At 49.9% G+C, this 15,934-nt stretch carries 17 protein-coding genes; 4 read left to right on the forward strand and 13 right to left on the reverse strand.

Annotation, left to right across the window (positions count from 1 at the left end; all coding sequences use genetic code 11):
• Positions 1 to 31 precede the first annotated feature (31 nt).
• Both nagK and cobB read left to right on the forward strand, forming a co-directional pair.
• Positions 32 to 943: an N-acetylglucosamine kinase gene (nagK, locus tag FDX24_RS15830; protein ID WP_048211952.1), complete on the forward strand. Its 912-nt coding sequence runs from the start codon at positions 32 to 34 to the stop codon at positions 941 to 943.
• Between the two features lie 15 nt (positions 944 to 958).
• The gene (gene cobB / locus FDX24_RS15835; RefSeq protein WP_040231971.1) at positions 959 to 1,780 is read left to right on the forward strand and encodes a Sir2 family NAD+-dependent deacetylase; all 822 of its coding nucleotides are present in this window, start codon (positions 959 to 961) and stop codon (positions 1,778 to 1,780) included.
• Between the two features lie 99 nt (positions 1,781 to 1,879).
• On the opposite strand, the gene potD is transcribed toward cobB, so the two are convergent.
• The 4 genes from potD to potA are packed head-to-tail and all read right to left on the reverse strand — an operon-like array spanning position 1,880 to position 5,707.
• On the reverse strand, positions 1,880 to 2,926 hold the full coding sequence (gene potD, locus FDX24_RS15840) for a spermidine/putrescine ABC transporter substrate-binding protein PotD (protein ID WP_029139492.1): 1,047 nt from the start codon (positions 2,924 to 2,926) through the stop codon (positions 1,880 to 1,882).
• Between the two features lie 27 nt (positions 2,927 to 2,953).
• A complete protein-coding gene (gene potC, locus FDX24_RS15845; RefSeq protein WP_003030794.1) occupies positions 2,954 to 3,733 on the reverse strand; it encodes a spermidine/putrescine ABC transporter permease PotC in 780 nt (259 codons plus the stop codon).
• Positions 3,730 to 4,587 carry a spermidine/putrescine ABC transporter permease PotB gene (gene potB, locus FDX24_RS15850; protein WP_003030793.1) on the reverse strand — a complete coding sequence of 286 codons (858 nt, stop codon included), beginning with the start codon at positions 4,585 to 4,587 and terminating at the stop codon, positions 3,730 to 3,732. Before potB ends, potC begins: the two co-directional genes overlap by 4 nt.
• On the reverse strand, positions 4,571 to 5,707 hold the full coding sequence (potA, locus tag FDX24_RS15855) for a spermidine/putrescine ABC transporter ATP-binding protein PotA (RefSeq protein ID WP_048211951.1): 1,137 nt from the start codon (positions 5,705 to 5,707) through the stop codon (positions 4,571 to 4,573). Before potA ends, potB begins: the two co-directional genes overlap by 17 nt.
• A 250-nt stretch (positions 5,708 to 5,957) precedes the next feature.
• On the opposite strand from potA, the gene pepT reads away from it, so the two are divergent.
• Positions 5,958 to 7,199, forward strand: coding sequence for a peptidase T (gene pepT, locus FDX24_RS15860; RefSeq protein WP_137364588.1), 1,242 nt, complete (start codon positions 5,958 to 5,960; stop codon positions 7,197 to 7,199).
• A gap of 106 nt (positions 7,200 to 7,305) precedes the next feature.
• On the opposite strand, the gene roxA is transcribed toward pepT, so the two are convergent.
• The 9 genes from roxA to FDX24_RS15905 form a co-directional block, all read right to left on the reverse strand.
• Positions 7,306 to 8,427 (reverse strand): [50S ribosomal protein L16]-arginine 3-hydroxylase, encoded by a 1,122-nt coding sequence (gene roxA / locus FDX24_RS15865; protein ID WP_061067742.1) that lies wholly within the window; start codon positions 8,425 to 8,427, stop codon positions 7,306 to 7,308.
• A 92-nt stretch (positions 8,428 to 8,519) separates the two neighbouring features.
• A complete protein-coding gene (gene phoQ / locus FDX24_RS15870) occupies positions 8,520 to 9,983 on the reverse strand; it encodes a two-component system sensor histidine kinase PhoQ (RefSeq protein ID WP_048211949.1) in 1,464 nt (487 codons plus the stop codon).
• Positions 9,983 to 10,654: a two-component system response regulator PhoP gene (gene phoP, locus FDX24_RS15875; protein WP_061068817.1), complete on the reverse strand. Its 672-nt coding sequence runs from the start codon at positions 10,652 to 10,654 to the stop codon at positions 9,983 to 9,985. Before phoP ends, phoQ begins: the two co-directional genes overlap by 1 nt.
• Before the next feature lie 73 nt (positions 10,655 to 10,727).
• Positions 10,728 to 12,014, reverse strand: coding sequence for a site-specific integrase (locus FDX24_RS15880; protein WP_137364624.1), 1,287 nt, complete (start codon positions 12,012 to 12,014; stop codon positions 10,728 to 10,730).
• Positions 12,014 to 12,229: an excisionase family protein gene (gene xisR / locus FDX24_RS15885; RefSeq protein WP_119922033.1), complete on the reverse strand. Its 216-nt coding sequence runs from the start codon at positions 12,227 to 12,229 to the stop codon at positions 12,014 to 12,016. The genes FDX24_RS15880 and xisR overlap by 1 nt, the downstream gene beginning before the upstream one ends.
• A gap of 59 nt (positions 12,230 to 12,288) precedes the next feature.
• The gene (locus FDX24_RS15890) at positions 12,289 to 12,516 is read right to left on the reverse strand and encodes a hypothetical protein (RefSeq protein ID WP_119921999.1); all 228 of its coding nucleotides are present in this window, start codon (positions 12,514 to 12,516) and stop codon (positions 12,289 to 12,291) included.
• Positions 12,513 to 14,171 carry a hypothetical protein gene (locus tag FDX24_RS15895; RefSeq protein WP_252362822.1) on the reverse strand — a complete coding sequence of 553 codons (1,659 nt, stop codon included), beginning with the start codon at positions 14,169 to 14,171 and terminating at the stop codon, positions 12,513 to 12,515. Before FDX24_RS15895 ends, FDX24_RS15890 begins: the two co-directional genes overlap by 4 nt.
• Before the next feature lie 542 nt (positions 14,172 to 14,713).
• Positions 14,714 to 14,899: a hypothetical protein gene (locus FDX24_RS15900; RefSeq protein WP_044711810.1), complete on the reverse strand. Its 186-nt coding sequence runs from the start codon at positions 14,897 to 14,899 to the stop codon at positions 14,714 to 14,716.
• Complete coding sequence (locus tag FDX24_RS15905; protein ID WP_137346200.1) at positions 14,892 to 15,086, reverse strand: hypothetical protein; 195 nt, start codon at positions 15,084 to 15,086, stop codon at positions 14,892 to 14,894. The genes FDX24_RS15900 and FDX24_RS15905 overlap by 8 nt, the downstream gene beginning before the upstream one ends.
• 366 nt (positions 15,087 to 15,452) lie before the next feature.
• Between FDX24_RS15905 and FDX24_RS15910 the strand changes: the two genes are divergently transcribed.
• Positions 15,453 to 15,716, forward strand: a complete 264-nt coding sequence (locus tag FDX24_RS15910; protein WP_071891820.1) for a hypothetical protein — start codon at positions 15,453 to 15,455, stop codon at positions 15,714 to 15,716.
• Positions 15,717 to 15,934: the final 218 nt, after the last annotated feature.

The raw sequence follows: 15,934 nt of genomic DNA on the forward strand, positions 1-15,934 counted from the left end.
TAAAGCATTCATGCTGCATCAAGGAGCGGTGATGTATTACGGATTTGACATCGGTGGGACTAAAATTGCGTTAGGCGTATTCGATAATCAACGTCGTTTGCAATGGGAAACGCGCGTCCCTACGCCGCGTGACAGTTATGACGCTTTCCTTGATGCGGTGTGCAATTTGGTGCAGGAAGCAGACCAGCGGTTTGGCATTAAAGGTTCGGTTGGCATCGGCATTCCTGGTATGCCGGAAACGGAGGACGGTACGCTGTATGCAGCCAACGTTCCTGCTGCCAGTGGCAAACCGCTTCGGGCCGATCTCAGCGCACGACTGGATCGTGATGTGCGTCTGGATAATGACGCCAACTGTTTTGCACTCTCCGAAGCCTGGGACGATGAGTTCACCCAGTATCCGTTAGTGATGGGCTTAATCCTCGGCACCGGTGTCGGTGGTGGCCTGGTGCTTAACGGAAAGTCTATCACTGGACGTAGCTATATTACCGGCGAGTTCGGTCATATCCGTTTGCCTGTTGATGCGTTGACGTTGATGGGATTTGATTTCCCGCTGCGTCGTTGCGGATGTGGTCAACTGGGGTGCATCGAAAGTTATCTTTCCGGTGGCGGATTTGCGTGGTTGTACCAGCATTACTACCATCAACCTCTGGATGCCCGTGAAATTATCACCCTCTGGGAGCAAGGCGATGAGCACGCGCATGCGCATGTAGAGCGTTATCTGGATTTGTTGGCCGTTTGCCTGGGGAATATCCTGACTATCGTCGATCCAGATTTAGTGGTGATTGGCGGTGGCTTGTCGAACTTTACCGCTATTACGACGCAACTGGCGGGCAGGCTGCCACGTCATTTGCTGCCCGTTGCCCGTGTGCCGCGTATTGAGCAGGCACGACACGGTGATGCGGGTGGGATGCGCGGAGCCGCTTTCCTACATCTTACCGATTAATACAAAGAGGTTGTTATGCTGTCGCGTCGGGGTCATCGATTAAGCCGTTTTCGTAAAAATAAACGCCATTTGCGCGATCGCCTGCGTCAACGGATCTTTTTCAGAGACAGAGTGGTGCCTGAACTGGTGGAAAAACCAAGGGTGTTAGTCCTGACTGGCGCGGGAATTTCCGCTGAATCAGGGATTCGTACCTTCCGTGCTGCGGATGGTCTTTGGGAAGAACATCGGGTTGAGGATGTGGCAACGCCGGAAGGATTTAGTCGTAATCCTGGACTGGTTCAGTCGTTTTATAACGCCCGTCGTCACCAGTTGCAACAGCCCGAAATTCAGCCAAACGCGGCGCATATTGCGTTGGCAAAACTCGAAGCCGAGCTGGGTGATCGCTTTCTACTGGTAACGCAAAATATCGATAATCTGCACGAACGTGCGGGAAGTCAGAACGTTATCCATATGCACGGCGAGCTTCTTAAGGTTCGCTGTTCGCAAAGCGGGCAGATTTTAGACTGGACAGGGGACGTCACGCCAGAAGACAAATGCCATTGCTGCCAGTTCCCTGCGCCCCTGCGACCGCACGTTGTCTGGTTTGGCGAAATGCCGCTGGGGATGGATGAAATTTATATGGCGCTGGCGATGGCAGATGTTTTCATTGCCATTGGCACGTCAGGGCATGTTTATCCGGCTGCGGGTTTTGTCCACGAAGCGCGTCTGCATGGGGCGCATACGGTGGAGTTAAATCTCGAACCAAGCCAGGTGGGTAGCGAGTTCGAAGAGAAGTATTACGGCCCGGCAAGCCAGGTGGTACCCGAGTTTGTTGAGAAGTTATTGAAAGGTCTGTGAGCACGGATGGAGTAGGCCCGATAAGCGCAGCGCCATCGGGCAGTGATGATGCGCCGGATGCGACGCTGGCGTGTCTTATCCGGCCTACGAGGAGGGCAATTAGCGTCCTGCTTTCAGCTTCTGATAATACTCTTCATAGATGGCGCTGGCGGAACCAACATCGTTCTGCCATTCCCCTTTGTTGATGGTTTCTGCATCCGGGTACAGGGTTTTATCATTCGCGACTTCCGGACTTAGCAGCTTGCGTGCCGCCAGGTTTGGCGTTGGATAACCAATAGTTTCCGCCACTTCTTTCGCCACGTCCGGGCGTAGCAGGAAGTTAATCAGCTTCAGCGCACCTTCTTTGTTTTTAGCATTTGCCGGAATAGACAGGCTGTCCATCCAGAAAATCCCACCTTCTTTCGGCCAGACGACTTCCAGCGGTGTACCTGCCTGACGCGCAACATATGCGGAGCCGTTCCACACCATCCCCAGATTGACTTCACCTTCCATATACGGGTTGGCCGGGTTGTCAGAGTTAAACGCCGCAACGTTAGGCATTAGCTTCTTCAGCTCGTTATACGCAGCTTCAATCTCTTTCGGGTCGGTGGTATTCCCGGAGTATCCCAGCTTGCGCAGCGCCATCTGGAACACTTCGCGGGCATCATCCGTTAACAGCAGGCTGCCTTTGTATTCCGGTTTCCACAGGTCAGCCCAGCTGGTCACGGTTTTGGGATCAATGGCATCACTGTTAATACCAATGGCCGTTGCACCCCAGATATACGGGATTGAGTAGTCGTTGTTCGGGTCAAACGGCTTATTGAGCATTTCCGGATCGAGGTTGTGGAAGTTGGTTAACGTCGACTTATCGATCTTTTGGATCATGCCTTCTTTACGCATTTTGTCGACGTAATAGGTGGAAGGCACCACCAGATCGTACGCACCGTCTTTATAGGTTTTGAGCTTGGCGTACATGGTTTCGTTCGACTCGTAGGTCGAATAGATTACCTTAATGCCGGTCTCTTTGGTGAACTGTTCCAGTAATCCTGGCGGAACGTATTCGGTCCAGTTGTAGAAATAAAGCGTGTTGTTGTCATTCGCGTGAGCGGCGCTCATGCCCAGTGCCAGAGCACCCGCCGCGAGCAGGTGGCGTGACCATTTTTTCATCATTTAACGTCCCCTGAATTAAGGGCCTTAACGGCCCTTGGTTTTATCACGTGCAATAAGCTGGCTGGCGATCACCATAACCAGCGACAGAACCAACAAAATGGTTGCCAGTGCATTCACCTCTGGTGATACACCGACTTTAACCATTGAGTAGATTTTTAATGGCAAAATCTCATAGCCGGGTCCGGTGACGAAGGACGAAACCACGACATCATCCATCGACAGCGTAAAACTTAGCAACCAACCTGCAGCTACCGCCGGCATGGCCAGTGGCAGAATGATCTTGCGCAGAATGGTCACTTCACTGGCACCCAGGTCTTTAGCTGCTTCAAGCATACGTACGTCAAAGCCTTTCAAACGTGAGTAGACCGTTACGACCACAAAAGGCAGGCAGAACGTGATATGTGAAAACAGCAGCGACCAGAAGCCCAGTTGAATGCCAATCAGCATAAACAGCACCAGCAGCGAAATTGCCATCACGATATCCGGCGACATCATCACCACAAACAACATGCCGCTGACAAATGGTTTGCCACGAAAACGGTAGCGATATAAAGCGACCGCAGTCAGTGAACCGATCAGGGTGGCAAAGGTCGCGGAGAGCACGGCCATCGTCAGTGAGTGCTGTGCCGCCTGCAGCAAACTGTCGTTGTTCATCAGCAGCCCGTACCATTTGGTGGTAAAACCCTGCCAGTTTATGCCGAAGCGCGAGCTGTTAAAGGAGTTCACAATCAAAATGATGATTGGAATATACAGATACGCGTAGATAGCGGTCATGAAACCGCCTCTGAGCAGCCGACCGATCATTCGAGTTCCACCTTCTTGTTCAGCAAGCGCGAGGCGCGCCAGTAGATCAGCAGCATCAGCCCCATCACAATGGTCAGCGTAATGCTGGTGGCGGCACCAAACGGCCAGTCGCGGATGTTCAGGAACTGCACTTTAATCACATTACCAATCAGCAGGTTTTTCGCCCCGCCCATTAAGTCGGATACGTAAAACAGCCCCATGGCTGGCAGCATAACCAACAGACATCCGGCGATAATTCCCGGCATCGTCAACGGAATAATGATGCGGGTGAAGGTCTGAAGTTTACTGGCACCCAAATCACGCGCGGCTTCCAGTAGCGGTTTATCGAGTTTTTCAATGCTGGAATAGAGCGGCATCACCATAAACGGCAGCAGGATGTACACCAGGCCGATAATCACCGCGCTGGGTGTAAACATGATACGAATAGGAGTATCGATAACGCCGAGCCACAACAGAAACTCGTTGAGATAGCCTTTGGTACTGAGGAAAATTTTGAGTCCGTAGATGCGGATAAGTGAGTTGGTCCAGAACGGAACAATCAGCAGGAACAGCAGCAGCGGGCGCACTTTTTCCGGCAGTTTCACCAAAAACCAGGCAAACGGGTAGCCGAGTACCAGGCAGGCGAGCGTGGCAATCAGCGCCATATTGAGGGAATGAACCAGCACCTCAAAATAGAGCGGATCGAGCAGGCGTGTATAGTTTTCCAGCGTAAAGACCATTTTGACGAAATTGGCGTCGTCGCGGGTCAAAAAGCTGGTACCGATGATCATCAGGTTGGGCAGAAAGACAAACAACACAAGCCAACCGACAATGGTGACGATCACCACACTCTGGAATTTACTTGTGTTCTTCATCAGCCAGTACGACCTCCCAGCTTTCTACCCAGTTAATCGCCATTTTCTGGTCGAGCGAGTGGTCAAAGTCAGGATCGTCTTCGTTGAAGAATTCACTGACCATCACCATCTTGCCATTTTCCAGTTCCACAACCGACTCCAGCGTCATGCCTTTGTAGTTGCGTTCGCGCACGTAGCCGATCAGGCCTTCGATATGATTATCGTCGTTGATTTCATCCACGCGCAGATCTTCCGGGCGTAACAGAACGTGCAGTTTCTGTCCGGGAACCACCGCGAAGTTGACGTAAATATTGCACTCGCGGCCTTCAACGTTAGCACGAACGCGCTGCTCGTCCAGACGTTCTATCACCGTGGCGTTAAACATATTGATCTCGCCGATAAATCCGGCAACGAACAAATTTTTCGGCTCTTCGTAGATCTCGCGCGGCGTACCGTCCTGCTCAATCTTGCCGTCACGCATCACCACGATACGGTCTGACATAGTCAGCGCTTCTTCCTGATCGTGAGTGACAAAGACGAAAGTGATACCCAGCTTACGCTGTAACGCTTTCAGTTCGTTCTGCATCTGCTTGCGCAGTTTGTAGTCCAGCGCAGAGAGAGATTCATCTAACAGGAGTAAACGCGGTTTATTGACCACCGCACGGGCAATCGCCACGCGCTGCTGTTGGCCACCGGAGAGTTGATGCGGTTTTCGCTGAGCGAACTCTTCCAGTTGCACCATGCGCAGGGCTTCAGTAACGCGAGGAGGAATATCGGCTGCGGGGGTTTTCTGCATGCGTAAACCAAAGGCCACATTCTCATACACGGTCATGTGGGGGAATAACGCATAGCTTTGGAAGACGGTGTTCACGTAGCGGTTTTCCGCAGGAACGTGAGTGATGTCCTGGTTGTCCAACATAATATGACCGGAATCAACCGTTTCCAGACCGGCAATCAGGCGAAGAACGGTTGTTTTACCGCAGCCAGAGGGGCCGAGCAGCGTGAGAAATTCGCCATTGTTGATGGTCAAATCCAGGCTGGAAATCACCTCTTTGCCATCGAAACTTTTGCGAATTCCCGCTAATTGCACCAGTGGAGAAAGCGAACGCGGTTGTTTATTCAATTTTTTACTCTGTCCCATGTAAACGCAACGGATGGCTGACCGATGCGGGGTTTGTGGTTAACCACCTTGATGACTCTTAATGAGGGCGGTTATTCTACGGCAAACCATTGTAATCGCCAATCCTTGTTGCGAATTACTGACTTAACCCTATAGTCAGAGGGGATGTCAGGGAGAAATATTCTCACTTGCGGGGATAAAAGTGACCTGACGCAATATTTGTCTTTTGTTGCTTATTGATAATGTTGTCACAAAAAGTGAGGGTGACTGCATGGATAAACTACTTGAGCGTTTTTTACACTACGTGTCGCTGGACACCCAATCAAAATCGGGCGTGCGGCAGGTACCCAGCACTGAAGGACAGTGGAAGTTATTGCAGTTGCTTAAGCAGCAACTCGAAGAGATGGGGCTGGTCAATATTACCTTGAGCGACAAGGGGACGTTGATGGCAACGTTGCCCGCTAACGTTGCAGGCAATATTCCCGCGATCGGTTTTATTTCCCATGTGGATACCTCACCGGATTTCAGCGGTAAAAACGTTAATCCGCAAATTGTCGAAAACTATCGCGGCGGCGATATTGCGCTCGGTATTGGCGATGAGGTTTTGTCGCCGGTGATGTTCCCGGTGCTGCATCAACTTCTGGGTCAGACGTTGATCACCACAGATGGCAAAACGCTGCTGGGTGCGGATGATAAAGCCGGTATCGCCGAAATCATGACCGCACTGGCTGTGTTGATACAAAAAGATATTCCGCATGGCGATATCCGCGTGGCCTTTACGCCAGATGAAGAGGTCGGTAAAGGCGCGAAGCATTTCGACGTTGCAGCATTTGATGCGCAGTGGGCCTATACCGTCGACGGTGGCGGCGTGGGCGAACTGGAGTTTGAAAACTTCAACGCCGCGTCGGTCAATATCAAGATCGTCGGTAACAATGTGCATCCGGGTACGGCAAAAGGGGTGATGGTGAACGCGCTGTCGCTGGCGGCTCGCATCCATGCCGAAGTTCCCGCCGATGAAAGCCCGGAAGCGACGGAAGGCTATGAAGGTTTTTACCATCTGGCAAGCATGAAAGGGACGGTTGATCGGGCTGATATGCACTACATTATCCGCGATTTTGACCGTAAGCAGTTTGAAGCGCGTAAACAGTTTGAAGCGCGTAAACGCAAAATCATGGATATTGCCAAAAAGGTCGGTAAAGGGCTACATCCGGACTGCTATATCGAGCTGGTGATTGAAGACAGCTACTACAATATGCGTGAAAAAGTGATCGAGCATCCGCATGTGCTGGATATCGCCCAGCAGGCAATGCGCGATTGTGACATTGAGCCGGATCTTAAACCCATTCGTGGTGGTACCGACGGCGCGCAACTGTCGTTCATGGGATTACCTTGCCCGAATCTGTTCACCGGTGGCTATAACTATCATGGTAAGCATGAGTTTGTGACACTGGAAGGCATGGAAAAAGCCGTGCAGGTGATTGTGCGAATTGCGGAATTGACGGCGAAACAGTAGCCGCTTTTGCCGGTAGATGCCGGATGGCGCTTCGCTTATCCGGCCTACGGGATACGCTATTTGTAGGCCGGATAAGCGAAGCGCCTTCCGGCGCACTTTCAATAGGTTATCCTTCGAAGAACCAGTATCCGCTATTCACCAGTGCGGCAAGCATGGCGAGGAAAGACGGATCTTCCAGTGCATCCTCAAAGTTTTCCGCTGTCAGAACAATATGGCTGGCGAGCGCATCCAGCGCCGGACGGTGAGGGGAGTCAATTTTCTCACCATTTACATAAACGTCATCGCCAATGCGCAGTACACGCAATCCACCCAGACGAACCAGGACATCGCCTTGCTTCAGGGCATCATAGATTTCGTCAGGCTGATAAGGCGGCTCAGGCGGCGCAACGTCCAGTTCATGACGCGACTGAGAGATAAACTCGCCAAACCACTGTTTAAAATGCTCCGGCTGGTTAATGAGCCCCAGCATCATTTCGCGCAGCTTGTCCATTTCCTGTGGCAGCACGTCTGCTGGATGGTCGCGCGGCGGTAGATCTGGATCGCTGTAGTACGTGCTACCCAGTTCGCGTTGCAGAACGTAATCAGCAAATCCGCTGATCAGCTCCCGGGTATTCGGTGCGCGGAAACCTACCGAGTAATTCATCGCGTTTTCTAACGCGTAACCTTCGTGCGGGAATCCAGGTGGAATATACAGAATATCGCCTGGCTCCAGCTCTTCATCAATGATGGCTTCAAACGGATCAACCTGGAGCAGGTCAGGGTGCGGGCAATGCTGCTTCAACTGCAGTTTTTCACCCACACGCCAGCGACGGCGACCGGTTCCCTGGATGATGAACACATCATATTGATCCAGATGCGGGCCAACACCACCGCCGGGTACAGAAAATGAGATCATCAAATCGTCAATGCGCCAGTCCGGCAATTCACGGAATGGCCGCATCAGCGCGGCAGTTGGTTCATGCCAGTGGTTTACGGCCTGGACCAGCAGTGACCAGTTGCTTTCACCAAGATGGTCATAGCTCTCGAAAGGACCGTGGCTAACCTGCCATTTGCCATCCTGGTGGCTGACCAACCGGCTGTCGACTTCGCTTTCCATTGCCAGCCCAGCCAGTTCGTCAGGGGAGAGTGGATCAATAAAGTTGTTAAAGCCGCGTTTTAAGACCACCGGGCGTTTTTGCCAGTGACGTTCAAGAAAATCGGGCCAGTTAAGAGTGAGTTGGTATTCCATAATGAGCATCCCGCAGGCTGGTATCTGCAACCGATTATAACGGATACTTAACCTCAAGCGTGAAGTCAGTACATATTTATTACATGTAAAGATTACTCGTCTTTTTGTCCCGGATGTTGGCGGCCGAAAATAACTTCCATGCGCGCTCCGCCCAGCAGACTGTCGCCAGCGATAATCTGCCCGTCATATTGCTCGGTGATCTCACGTGCGACAGCCAAACCCACGCCTTGCCCGGGGCGTAAGGTATCCACGCGCTGACCACGGTCGAACACCACTTCACGTTTACTGTGTGGAATACCGGGGCCGTCATCTTCTACCACAATGTGCAGATGGTCTTCCGTTAATTGCGCTGAGATCTCGACAAATTCCAGGCAATATTTACAGGCGTTATCCAGGACGTTGCCCAGCACTTCGACGAAATCGTTCTGTTCACCCACAAAGCTTGTCTCAGGCGAAATGTCGAGATTAATGTTAACCCCTTTACGCTGGTACACCTTGTTTAATGCAGAGGTCAGTTTATCCAGCAACGGTGCAACCGGATGCAATTCCCGGCTGAGAAGGGCGCTACTGCCGCGCATGCTGGCACGATGCAGATAATAGCCAATTTGCTGTGAAATACGGCTAATTTGCTCCAGCATGACGGGTTCAGCATCGCTCACGCTCATTTTCTCATTACGCATCGAGCGTAGCGTGCTTTGCAATACGGCCAACGGTGTTTTCAGGCTGTGGGTGAGGTCAGTTAACGTGGTACGGTATTTATCGTAGCGCTCACGTTCGCTCTTTAATAAGCGGTTGAGGTTACGCACCAGACTGGTGAGTTCACGCGTGGTGGCAGGATTAAGCATCTCGCGATGATGCTCTTCAAGCTCACGGACTTCGCGCGCCAGTGATTCGATAGGTCGCAGGCTCCACCAGGCTGCAACCCACAGCAACGGGATAACCAACAGTAAATTGGCAACCAGCACATAAATAAACCAGCTCCAGACCATATATGAGCGTTTGAGCTCAATAGGAATGGTATCAACAACCACAATGGTCAGTTGTGGCATTCTGGCGGTGGCAGGGTAGATGTTCACTGCCACGGAGTGGGTCATTTCTGCATTATCGTCATCTTCTCTGACTTCTCTTAGCTTCTGTTGTGCCGAATGATCCTCGCGTAGCAATGTGCTGGTGGCGTCGACATTGGCTTCAATCTCATGAAAACCATTTGTCTTTAGCCAGTCTGGTTGAATACGTTGTACCAGCCAGGGTACGTCGCGTTGGGCCCAGAGCAGCTTACCGTTTTCATTATAAATCAGCGACATTGTAGGGCTTTGCATATCGAGATTTTCAGGTAGCTCGACATTGATTTTGCCGTTTTCCCATTTCGCCAGGGTATAGAACAGATTACTTTCGCCACGTAGCAGACGAAATGTTGTTTTATCAAAGCTGACGCTATAGCCAACCAAAGCCACCATGCCGTAAGCCAGCGAGAGGACCAGTACAACGCCTGCGGTTGCCAGCAAAAAGCGCAGCCGCAGTGATAACGGGAAAAAATGACGCAGTAATTTATTCATCAGCGCAGTTCAAAAAGATAACCTTGCCCACGTACCGTGGTGATCACATCGTCCGGATATTGCGCCTGAATTTTCTTGCGCAGACGTCCCATTAAGACATCAATGGTGTGACTTTCACGCAGTTCAGCATCCGGGTAGAGCTGTAACATAAGCGAATCTTTACTAACGACTTTGCCGCTATTACGGATCAGCGTCTCCATAATGGTGTATTCGAACGCCGTGAGTTTGATCACTTCATCGTTCACGGACAGTTCGCGGCGAGAAAGGTCCACCTGAAATGGCGGAAGCGAGATTATCTGCGAGGCCAGACCACTATTGCGGCGCATCAATGCCTGCATTCTTGCAACCACTTCTTCAATGTGAAACGGTTTTGTGACGTAATCATCTGCACCGGCACTGAGCACTTCCACTTTGTCCTGCCAGCCTTCACGGGCGGTTAATACCAGAATGGGCAATGAAACGTCATTACTGCGCCAGCGGCGGATCAGTGACAGTCCGTCTTCATCGGGGAGTCCTAAATCGACGATCGCAATATCCGGCAAGTGTTCATTAAGAAAATAGTCTGCTTCCTTTGCATCTTCTGCATCATCCACCTGGTGGCCTAAATCCTGTAGCTGAACCTTAAGGTGGTGGCGTAATAATGCATTATCCTCAACAACCAGCACGCGCATCATTGTTTCTCCCTAAATTCATGGTACGAATAGTTTAACGCTGATTATGTAGATTGAAAGCAGCGCTATGAAATTAAATAACTTTTTTCATGCTCCCTCGCCCGTGGGGGCGTCCTGGGGGCAGTGCTGTTGGCATCTGATTGTTCAGCATGTTGACCTGATCCTGGTTCATGTCGCCAATCCACTTGGAGTAAACCTCGTACACCATTCGCGCATCTTCATGCCCCATCTGACTCGCTATGAATGACGGGTTCGCTCCGGCCATCAACGTCCAGCAGGCATAGGTATGCCGTGACTGATAAGGATTCCTTTCGCGGATATTGGCAAGTTTAGTACCTCGCTTCCAGCCATAGGCAATAGAGTTCTTGGAAAAGTAACTGCCTTTCTTTGACGAATATGCTGTTGGTGAAAAAACGAAGCGAAGAGATTGCTGCTCAGTTTTACCGATCTCCCGATGGTGAAATCGAATTTCTTGCTTCGGATTAGCGCCGGTGATTTCGTATTGCTCCTTCAGTGCATCCAGAGCAGGCCTAAGCAACGTTATTGTCCTTATTCCGGCATCTGTCTTAGGAGGTACAAATACTCGCTTATTCGTCAAACTTCTGGATACGTGGATTTCACCTTTTACCAAATCAATATCTTCCCATGCCAGGGCGCATATCTCGCCCGGCCTCATCCCCGTATGTACGGCAACAATGATGATTAATGCCTGGCTACGGGGAAGGGCGGCTATCAGTGCCTGGTACTCATGAAGTAAAAGTGGGTCGGGATCATTTTTAGATAACTTGAGTCGCGACACTCCTTCATAAGGAGCATGCAATATAAACTGGCTTCGGTTTGCGAGCTTAAGCATTTCTGATAAAACTGCCATCTGTTTATTGACTGTTGAGGGCGCGCGGCCTTGCCGGGCCAGATTCGGCATTGCCGGGTTAATAATTGTACCGGTCAATAACTCCTTTCGGTAATGCAAAATATCGGCATGCTCAATATCTACCAGACGGGTATTTTCTCCGATTACACGTTGTAACGTATTTACGACCGAAGTAAGCGATAGCAGCGTTGCACCAGATACCTCTAAGGCTTTGGTGTCTGTAAAAAAATCACTCAACTCTTTAAACGTGGTGATTTTTTTGGTTGTGATGAACTTCTTAAGCGCTTTGGATTCCGGGAAGCGTTCCGCATAGTCGAACTTACCGAGCTGTATTTCGCTTGTGATGAGTGCGCGAAGATTTCCAGCTTTTTTGATGTTGCTGCTGTTCACCGTCCAACCGCGAAGGACTTCGCGGCAACGTTTGCCGCGATAGGTAAATGTAATCCGTATTTTCCCATTATGCAGCTCAACGCCGGTTGGAAAGTCCATCATGCTTCCTGTACTAATTGGTTAATCTTTGGATAGTTGTACCAAAGCAGACCTTTAGAATTGCCAGTTTCCCCGAGAGCTGTCAGATGTTTGAAATGCACGCCTTCGATCCACAAATTCAACCGATAACTTTTAATTTGTCTTTCAGACAAGCCGGTCTTTTCCGTTAGTCGCGCTTCAACCATCCACTCTTCGCTGAAAATGAGTTGCGACATACATAACTCCGATGCCGCCAGCCACAACAGTACATGCTGCGGTTGGCGAATATTGATAATCAAAAATCAGTAGTTGGTTTTGTCTTACGTTTTTGGCGCCGTTTTTTCTTCGGCTTGATGCTTGGTGGCATAACGAGCCGACGCGCTGGTGGCAGACTAAAAACATGCTCACTGATCTGTCTGCGTTCTCTCATTTTCCATACATGCCATGCCGTCCAGTCACACCCATCATCACAGATGTGCTGCGAGCGGATCAGCGCTTCATCGCCGGTTAAATTCTCTGTCACTGCTCCGCCTCCGCACTTATAACCCCAGCGGCCAGCGCAGCTGCCATGTGTGGCAATTCATCAAAATCACCTCGATATGCCGGGTTAGCGCACATCCCCTGCAGAGCCGCTAGCGTCAACTGCTGGCGGTAGGTCAGGGTGGTAGACAGTTCACCATTGGTGACGTCGCTACCCGGTGAGGAAGCAGGCAATTCTGGTTTTTTCTTCGGTTTGGCTGTGACAACTGCTGGAGCTATCACTATCGGTTTTGGTGGCTCTGGTCGGCGATATTCCACGATCGCATCGAGGGCGATTTTCTGACGCAAGGCAGCATCATCAGACCAGCCATCAAGAATTGTCGTTGCGACATCGTGAATTTCGTCATCGTTGAAATTAGGGGACAGACAAAATTCAGTGGTGGCGATATCGATGATCAGCAGAGGAAGAACGTCAGCGATAATATGACCGGTGCATGCCACAACGCCTTCCGCTTCTTCCTTACCCATAATGTCAGTACGTCCCGAAAGCAGGTCGTTCAGCGCGTGGGCAATCTCAATTTCATGATCATCCAGAAGTGGGCGACCGTCTTCCTGTTCGGTCACTTCCGTTTTTTCGCCCTCATTTGAGGCGCTATTGGCAAATGCTGCATCCAGTTCCCTGGTGAGCTCCGCAGCGCGAGACGGGCAGACTGCTGGTATTTCAGTTCCGTTCTGTAAAGTCTGTTCGGTTTGATCATTGAGGACCACCTCATTATTTTTTTGTGGCAGTGGGGCGGATGTACGGCCGCATGCGATATCAACAATCAGTGGACCCGGACTGGCGTGATCTGACTCAGTCAGGTTTTTATTGATGTATTCGCGCAGTTTTACCGGATCGCGGTAGATATCCTCCGGAGAGGATTTAATTAGGGCAATAATTGCTGCGCGGGAAAAATCCAGAATACCGGGCGTGCGACGTAACTGTTTCCACCATGCAGTAAAGCGTTCATCGGTTGCGGTTTCTTCCATTTTTTTGGCACGCTCATGAACGGCATGCGGCAGTTCGTAGATGTCGAAATCCATAGCAATACCCAGAATACCTATGCAGACCTCGCGGCGCAGGGTTGCCAGCGTATGAGGTAGAACGCGATCGGTTGGGTTACCGCCGCCGAGCGTACAGCCTGATTCGGTGTGTGTGTCTTCACTGGTTTCAGGTTCGTCAGTTTTAAGTTTTACTGGCTCGCGTTTATCGGGCGGGGTCTCAGCCCATTGGGTAAACAGGTTTTTATAGTCTGGCCATTTAGCATTGTCGCGCGCCCTCTGACGCACCCAGGCCAGGCATTCGGTCTGTTTTTCAGTAAGCATGGCAAGAATGCGGGGTTCTTTGGCAAGACCCTCTGCCTGTTCGCGTAAAGGGCTAAATTCATCATCATTCAGCATGTCGATTAACTGGCCATACTGAGAAGGAGTGATTTCATCAATGGCGCCAAACACCGCGAGGCAGTATGAGCGGGCCAGCACATCCAGTTCTTTCACCGGTTTCATTTTTTCTTCTGTCGCGTCAGCATTGAGTTGTTCATTACCGCCAGCAAGCTCTGGCTCAACTATGACGCGCTCTGGTTCACCTTTCTCCGCATTCCAGACAATTTCACCAGTGAAGAGGTCGGTATAGAACTGTCCCTCAACAGTGCAGAACATACCTTCTTCTGTTTCCCAGACCTTGGGGGCGAAATAATCATCAGCATAATCTGGCGCGAACTGTATAAAGTCAGCATGCAGTAATGTCTTTGCAATTGTTTTATTTTTCGCTTGTTTAAAAGCAACATAAACCGGAAGTGTACTGTCTTTTTCAAGTGCACTTTTTTTCGGTTCGAATCTCCCGCCAAATTTTTTTAATCCAGTTGTCATAATAACCTCAATAATGTTTATGTGAATGGCGTGCATTGCTTCTGCTTAAATTACAGCGCCGTGGTTCATGAATTTGTTTGTAGGAGATAGCATGCTCAAGGCTACAGAAATAAGCAGTCACTACTCTCTTATGAATTCTTTTTGTTGATTTATACATGGAATCATCAGAACTCCATTTTTTACAATACGGACAGCACTCAAGTGTCACTTACCCTCCCTGCATAGCTGGCTATGACATGGCCATCATTGATGGATATAGTTAGCCCTGCCAGTTAAGGCATAAATAAAACTCTCTTAATTGTTTGAAGTTATTGAAGGGGGTAAATAAAAGTTCAGCGTAAAAACTCGCTAATATTAACCCTCTGGTCGTTAACTATTTTGGTCATTACTTTGATGAAACACATATCCAGCACCGCCTCATCTTTATATTTTTGAACGCCGGTTATATCAGCCACAGCTTTTTTATATTCAGCTTCAGCTGTACGCTGGGCAATATCTTCGCTGGTAAATTTAACCATTGGCACGCACCATCCTGAGTAAAGATTCCGTGTGATCGAGAGCTGCCTTCTGTTGTTCGTACAGTGCCTCAAGTTCAGCTGTAAGGCGGTCGCGAAACGCAGGAACGCTTAACTGATAAATAAAATTACTTACTGAGCTTTCCACATCAGGATCCCCGTCCGGTATAACTGGCTGTGAATTTTTCATAAACCCTCCGGTAAAAAAGGTGCCCATCGTGGGAGATGGGCAAAGACCACGCGGCACACACAGCAATTAATCACATCTGCAAGCGCACTCCGCCTGTTTCACACCTGTCACCCATAACTGGTAAGTGAAGGAGTGCGCTTGCATGTTGTTCCCTGAAAAAGCTGGCGGTGACCGGAAATACACGGGAAAACACCGGGCCGCCAGAACAAGGGTCTACTTGTTATTGCTTTGGCCTGCTTTTAACCACATCAGGCGCGGTGGATCCTGCTATTCCCCAACTGTCAGGAATGCGATAATCTGGACATCCGAGGTAGATTGATCAGATGGTCAATCATCAGCCAATTCAATTGCAAAGGCACATCGACCATGGTTTCACTTATTCGAAATAAAGGTAATACATCCACGGGTGTGCACATGCTTCAAAGGTCTGGCAAGCAATTCAAATTCCGCTGCGATATGGATACTTTGAAACGCCTGACATCTAGAAGCGTCAAACCAGAATTTGAGTATCTTTTTCGTAAGCGAACTGATGGCGTTTATCATTCAGAACTTTTTGATTCAATTGAAGAAGGAAAAATTGTTCTTTGTCAGTTTGTTCAAAGAGTTACTGGAGAGCCATGTACCGCCTGAATATTGGTTAACTCAGCTACCTATGATCAGAATGTCCAGATTATTAAAGAGCGAAGCGTCCAGTAGGGCGCTTTTTTTGTTTTTGGCCCTGTATCGCCAGGGTAAGCGGAACATTTTGATTCTGAGTAATCACTGCGTGTGGTTACTTGATGACGTTAATTTAGTTTTCTCATTGTGATTGGTCAATAAAAATATTGAGAAAACTCATGAAAAGAAGC

This window comes from Citrobacter sp. wls716, assembly GCF_005280975.1.
Taxonomy (GTDB): domain Bacteria; phylum Pseudomonadota; class Gammaproteobacteria; order Enterobacterales; family Enterobacteriaceae; genus Citrobacter; species Citrobacter youngae.

Bases quoted from the DNA above. Each gene is read 5' to 3' on its own strand.
- FDX24_RS15895 (WP_252362822.1), bottom strand. From the start codon at position 14,171: ATGTTCTGCACTGTTGAGGGACAGTTCTATACCGACCTCTTCACTGGT.
- xisR (WP_119922033.1), bottom strand. From the start codon at position 12,229: ATGTCGCAACTCATTTTCAGCGAAGAGTGGATGGTTGAAGCGCGACTA.
- roxA (WP_061067742.1), bottom strand. From the start codon at position 8,427: ATGGAATACCAACTCACTCTTAACTGGCCCGATTTTCTTGAACGTCAC.
- potA (WP_048211951.1), bottom strand. From the start codon at position 5,707: ATGGGACAGAGTAAAAAATTGAATAAACAACCGCGTTCGCTTTCTCCA.
- FDX24_RS15905 (WP_137346200.1), bottom strand. From the start codon at position 15,086: ATGAAAAATTCACAGCCAGTTATACCGGACGGGGATCCTGATGTGGAA.
- pepT (WP_137364588.1), top strand. From the start codon at position 5,958: ATGGATAAACTACTTGAGCGTTTTTTACACTACGTGTCGCTGGACACC.
- potD (WP_029139492.1), bottom strand. From the start codon at position 2,926: ATGAAAAAATGGTCACGCCACCTGCTCGCGGCGGGTGCTCTGGCACTG.
- FDX24_RS15900 (WP_044711810.1), bottom strand. From the start codon at position 14,899: ATGGTTAAATTTACCAGCGAAGATATTGCCCAGCGTACAGCTGAAGCT.
- nagK (WP_048211952.1), top strand. From the start codon at position 32: ATGTATTACGGATTTGACATCGGTGGGACTAAAATTGCGTTAGGCGTA.
- FDX24_RS15880 (WP_137364624.1), bottom strand. From the start codon at position 12,014: ATGGACTTTCCAACCGGCGTTGAGCTGCATAATGGGAAAATACGGATT.
- FDX24_RS15910 (WP_071891820.1), top strand. From the start codon at position 15,453: ATGGTTTCACTTATTCGAAATAAAGGTAATACATCCACGGGTGTGCAC.
- potB (WP_003030793.1), bottom strand. From the start codon at position 4,587: ATGAAGAACACAAGTAAATTCCAGAGTGTGGTGATCGTCACCATTGTC.
- phoQ (WP_048211949.1), bottom strand. From the start codon at position 9,983: ATGAATAAATTACTGCGTCATTTTTTCCCGTTATCACTGCGGCTGCGC.
- phoP (WP_061068817.1), bottom strand. From the start codon at position 10,654: ATGCGCGTGCTGGTTGTTGAGGATAATGCATTATTACGCCACCACCTT.
- potC (WP_003030794.1), bottom strand. From the start codon at position 3,733: ATGATCGGTCGGCTGCTCAGAGGCGGTTTCATGACCGCTATCTACGCG.
- cobB (WP_040231971.1), top strand. From the start codon at position 959: ATGCTGTCGCGTCGGGGTCATCGATTAAGCCGTTTTCGTAAAAATAAA.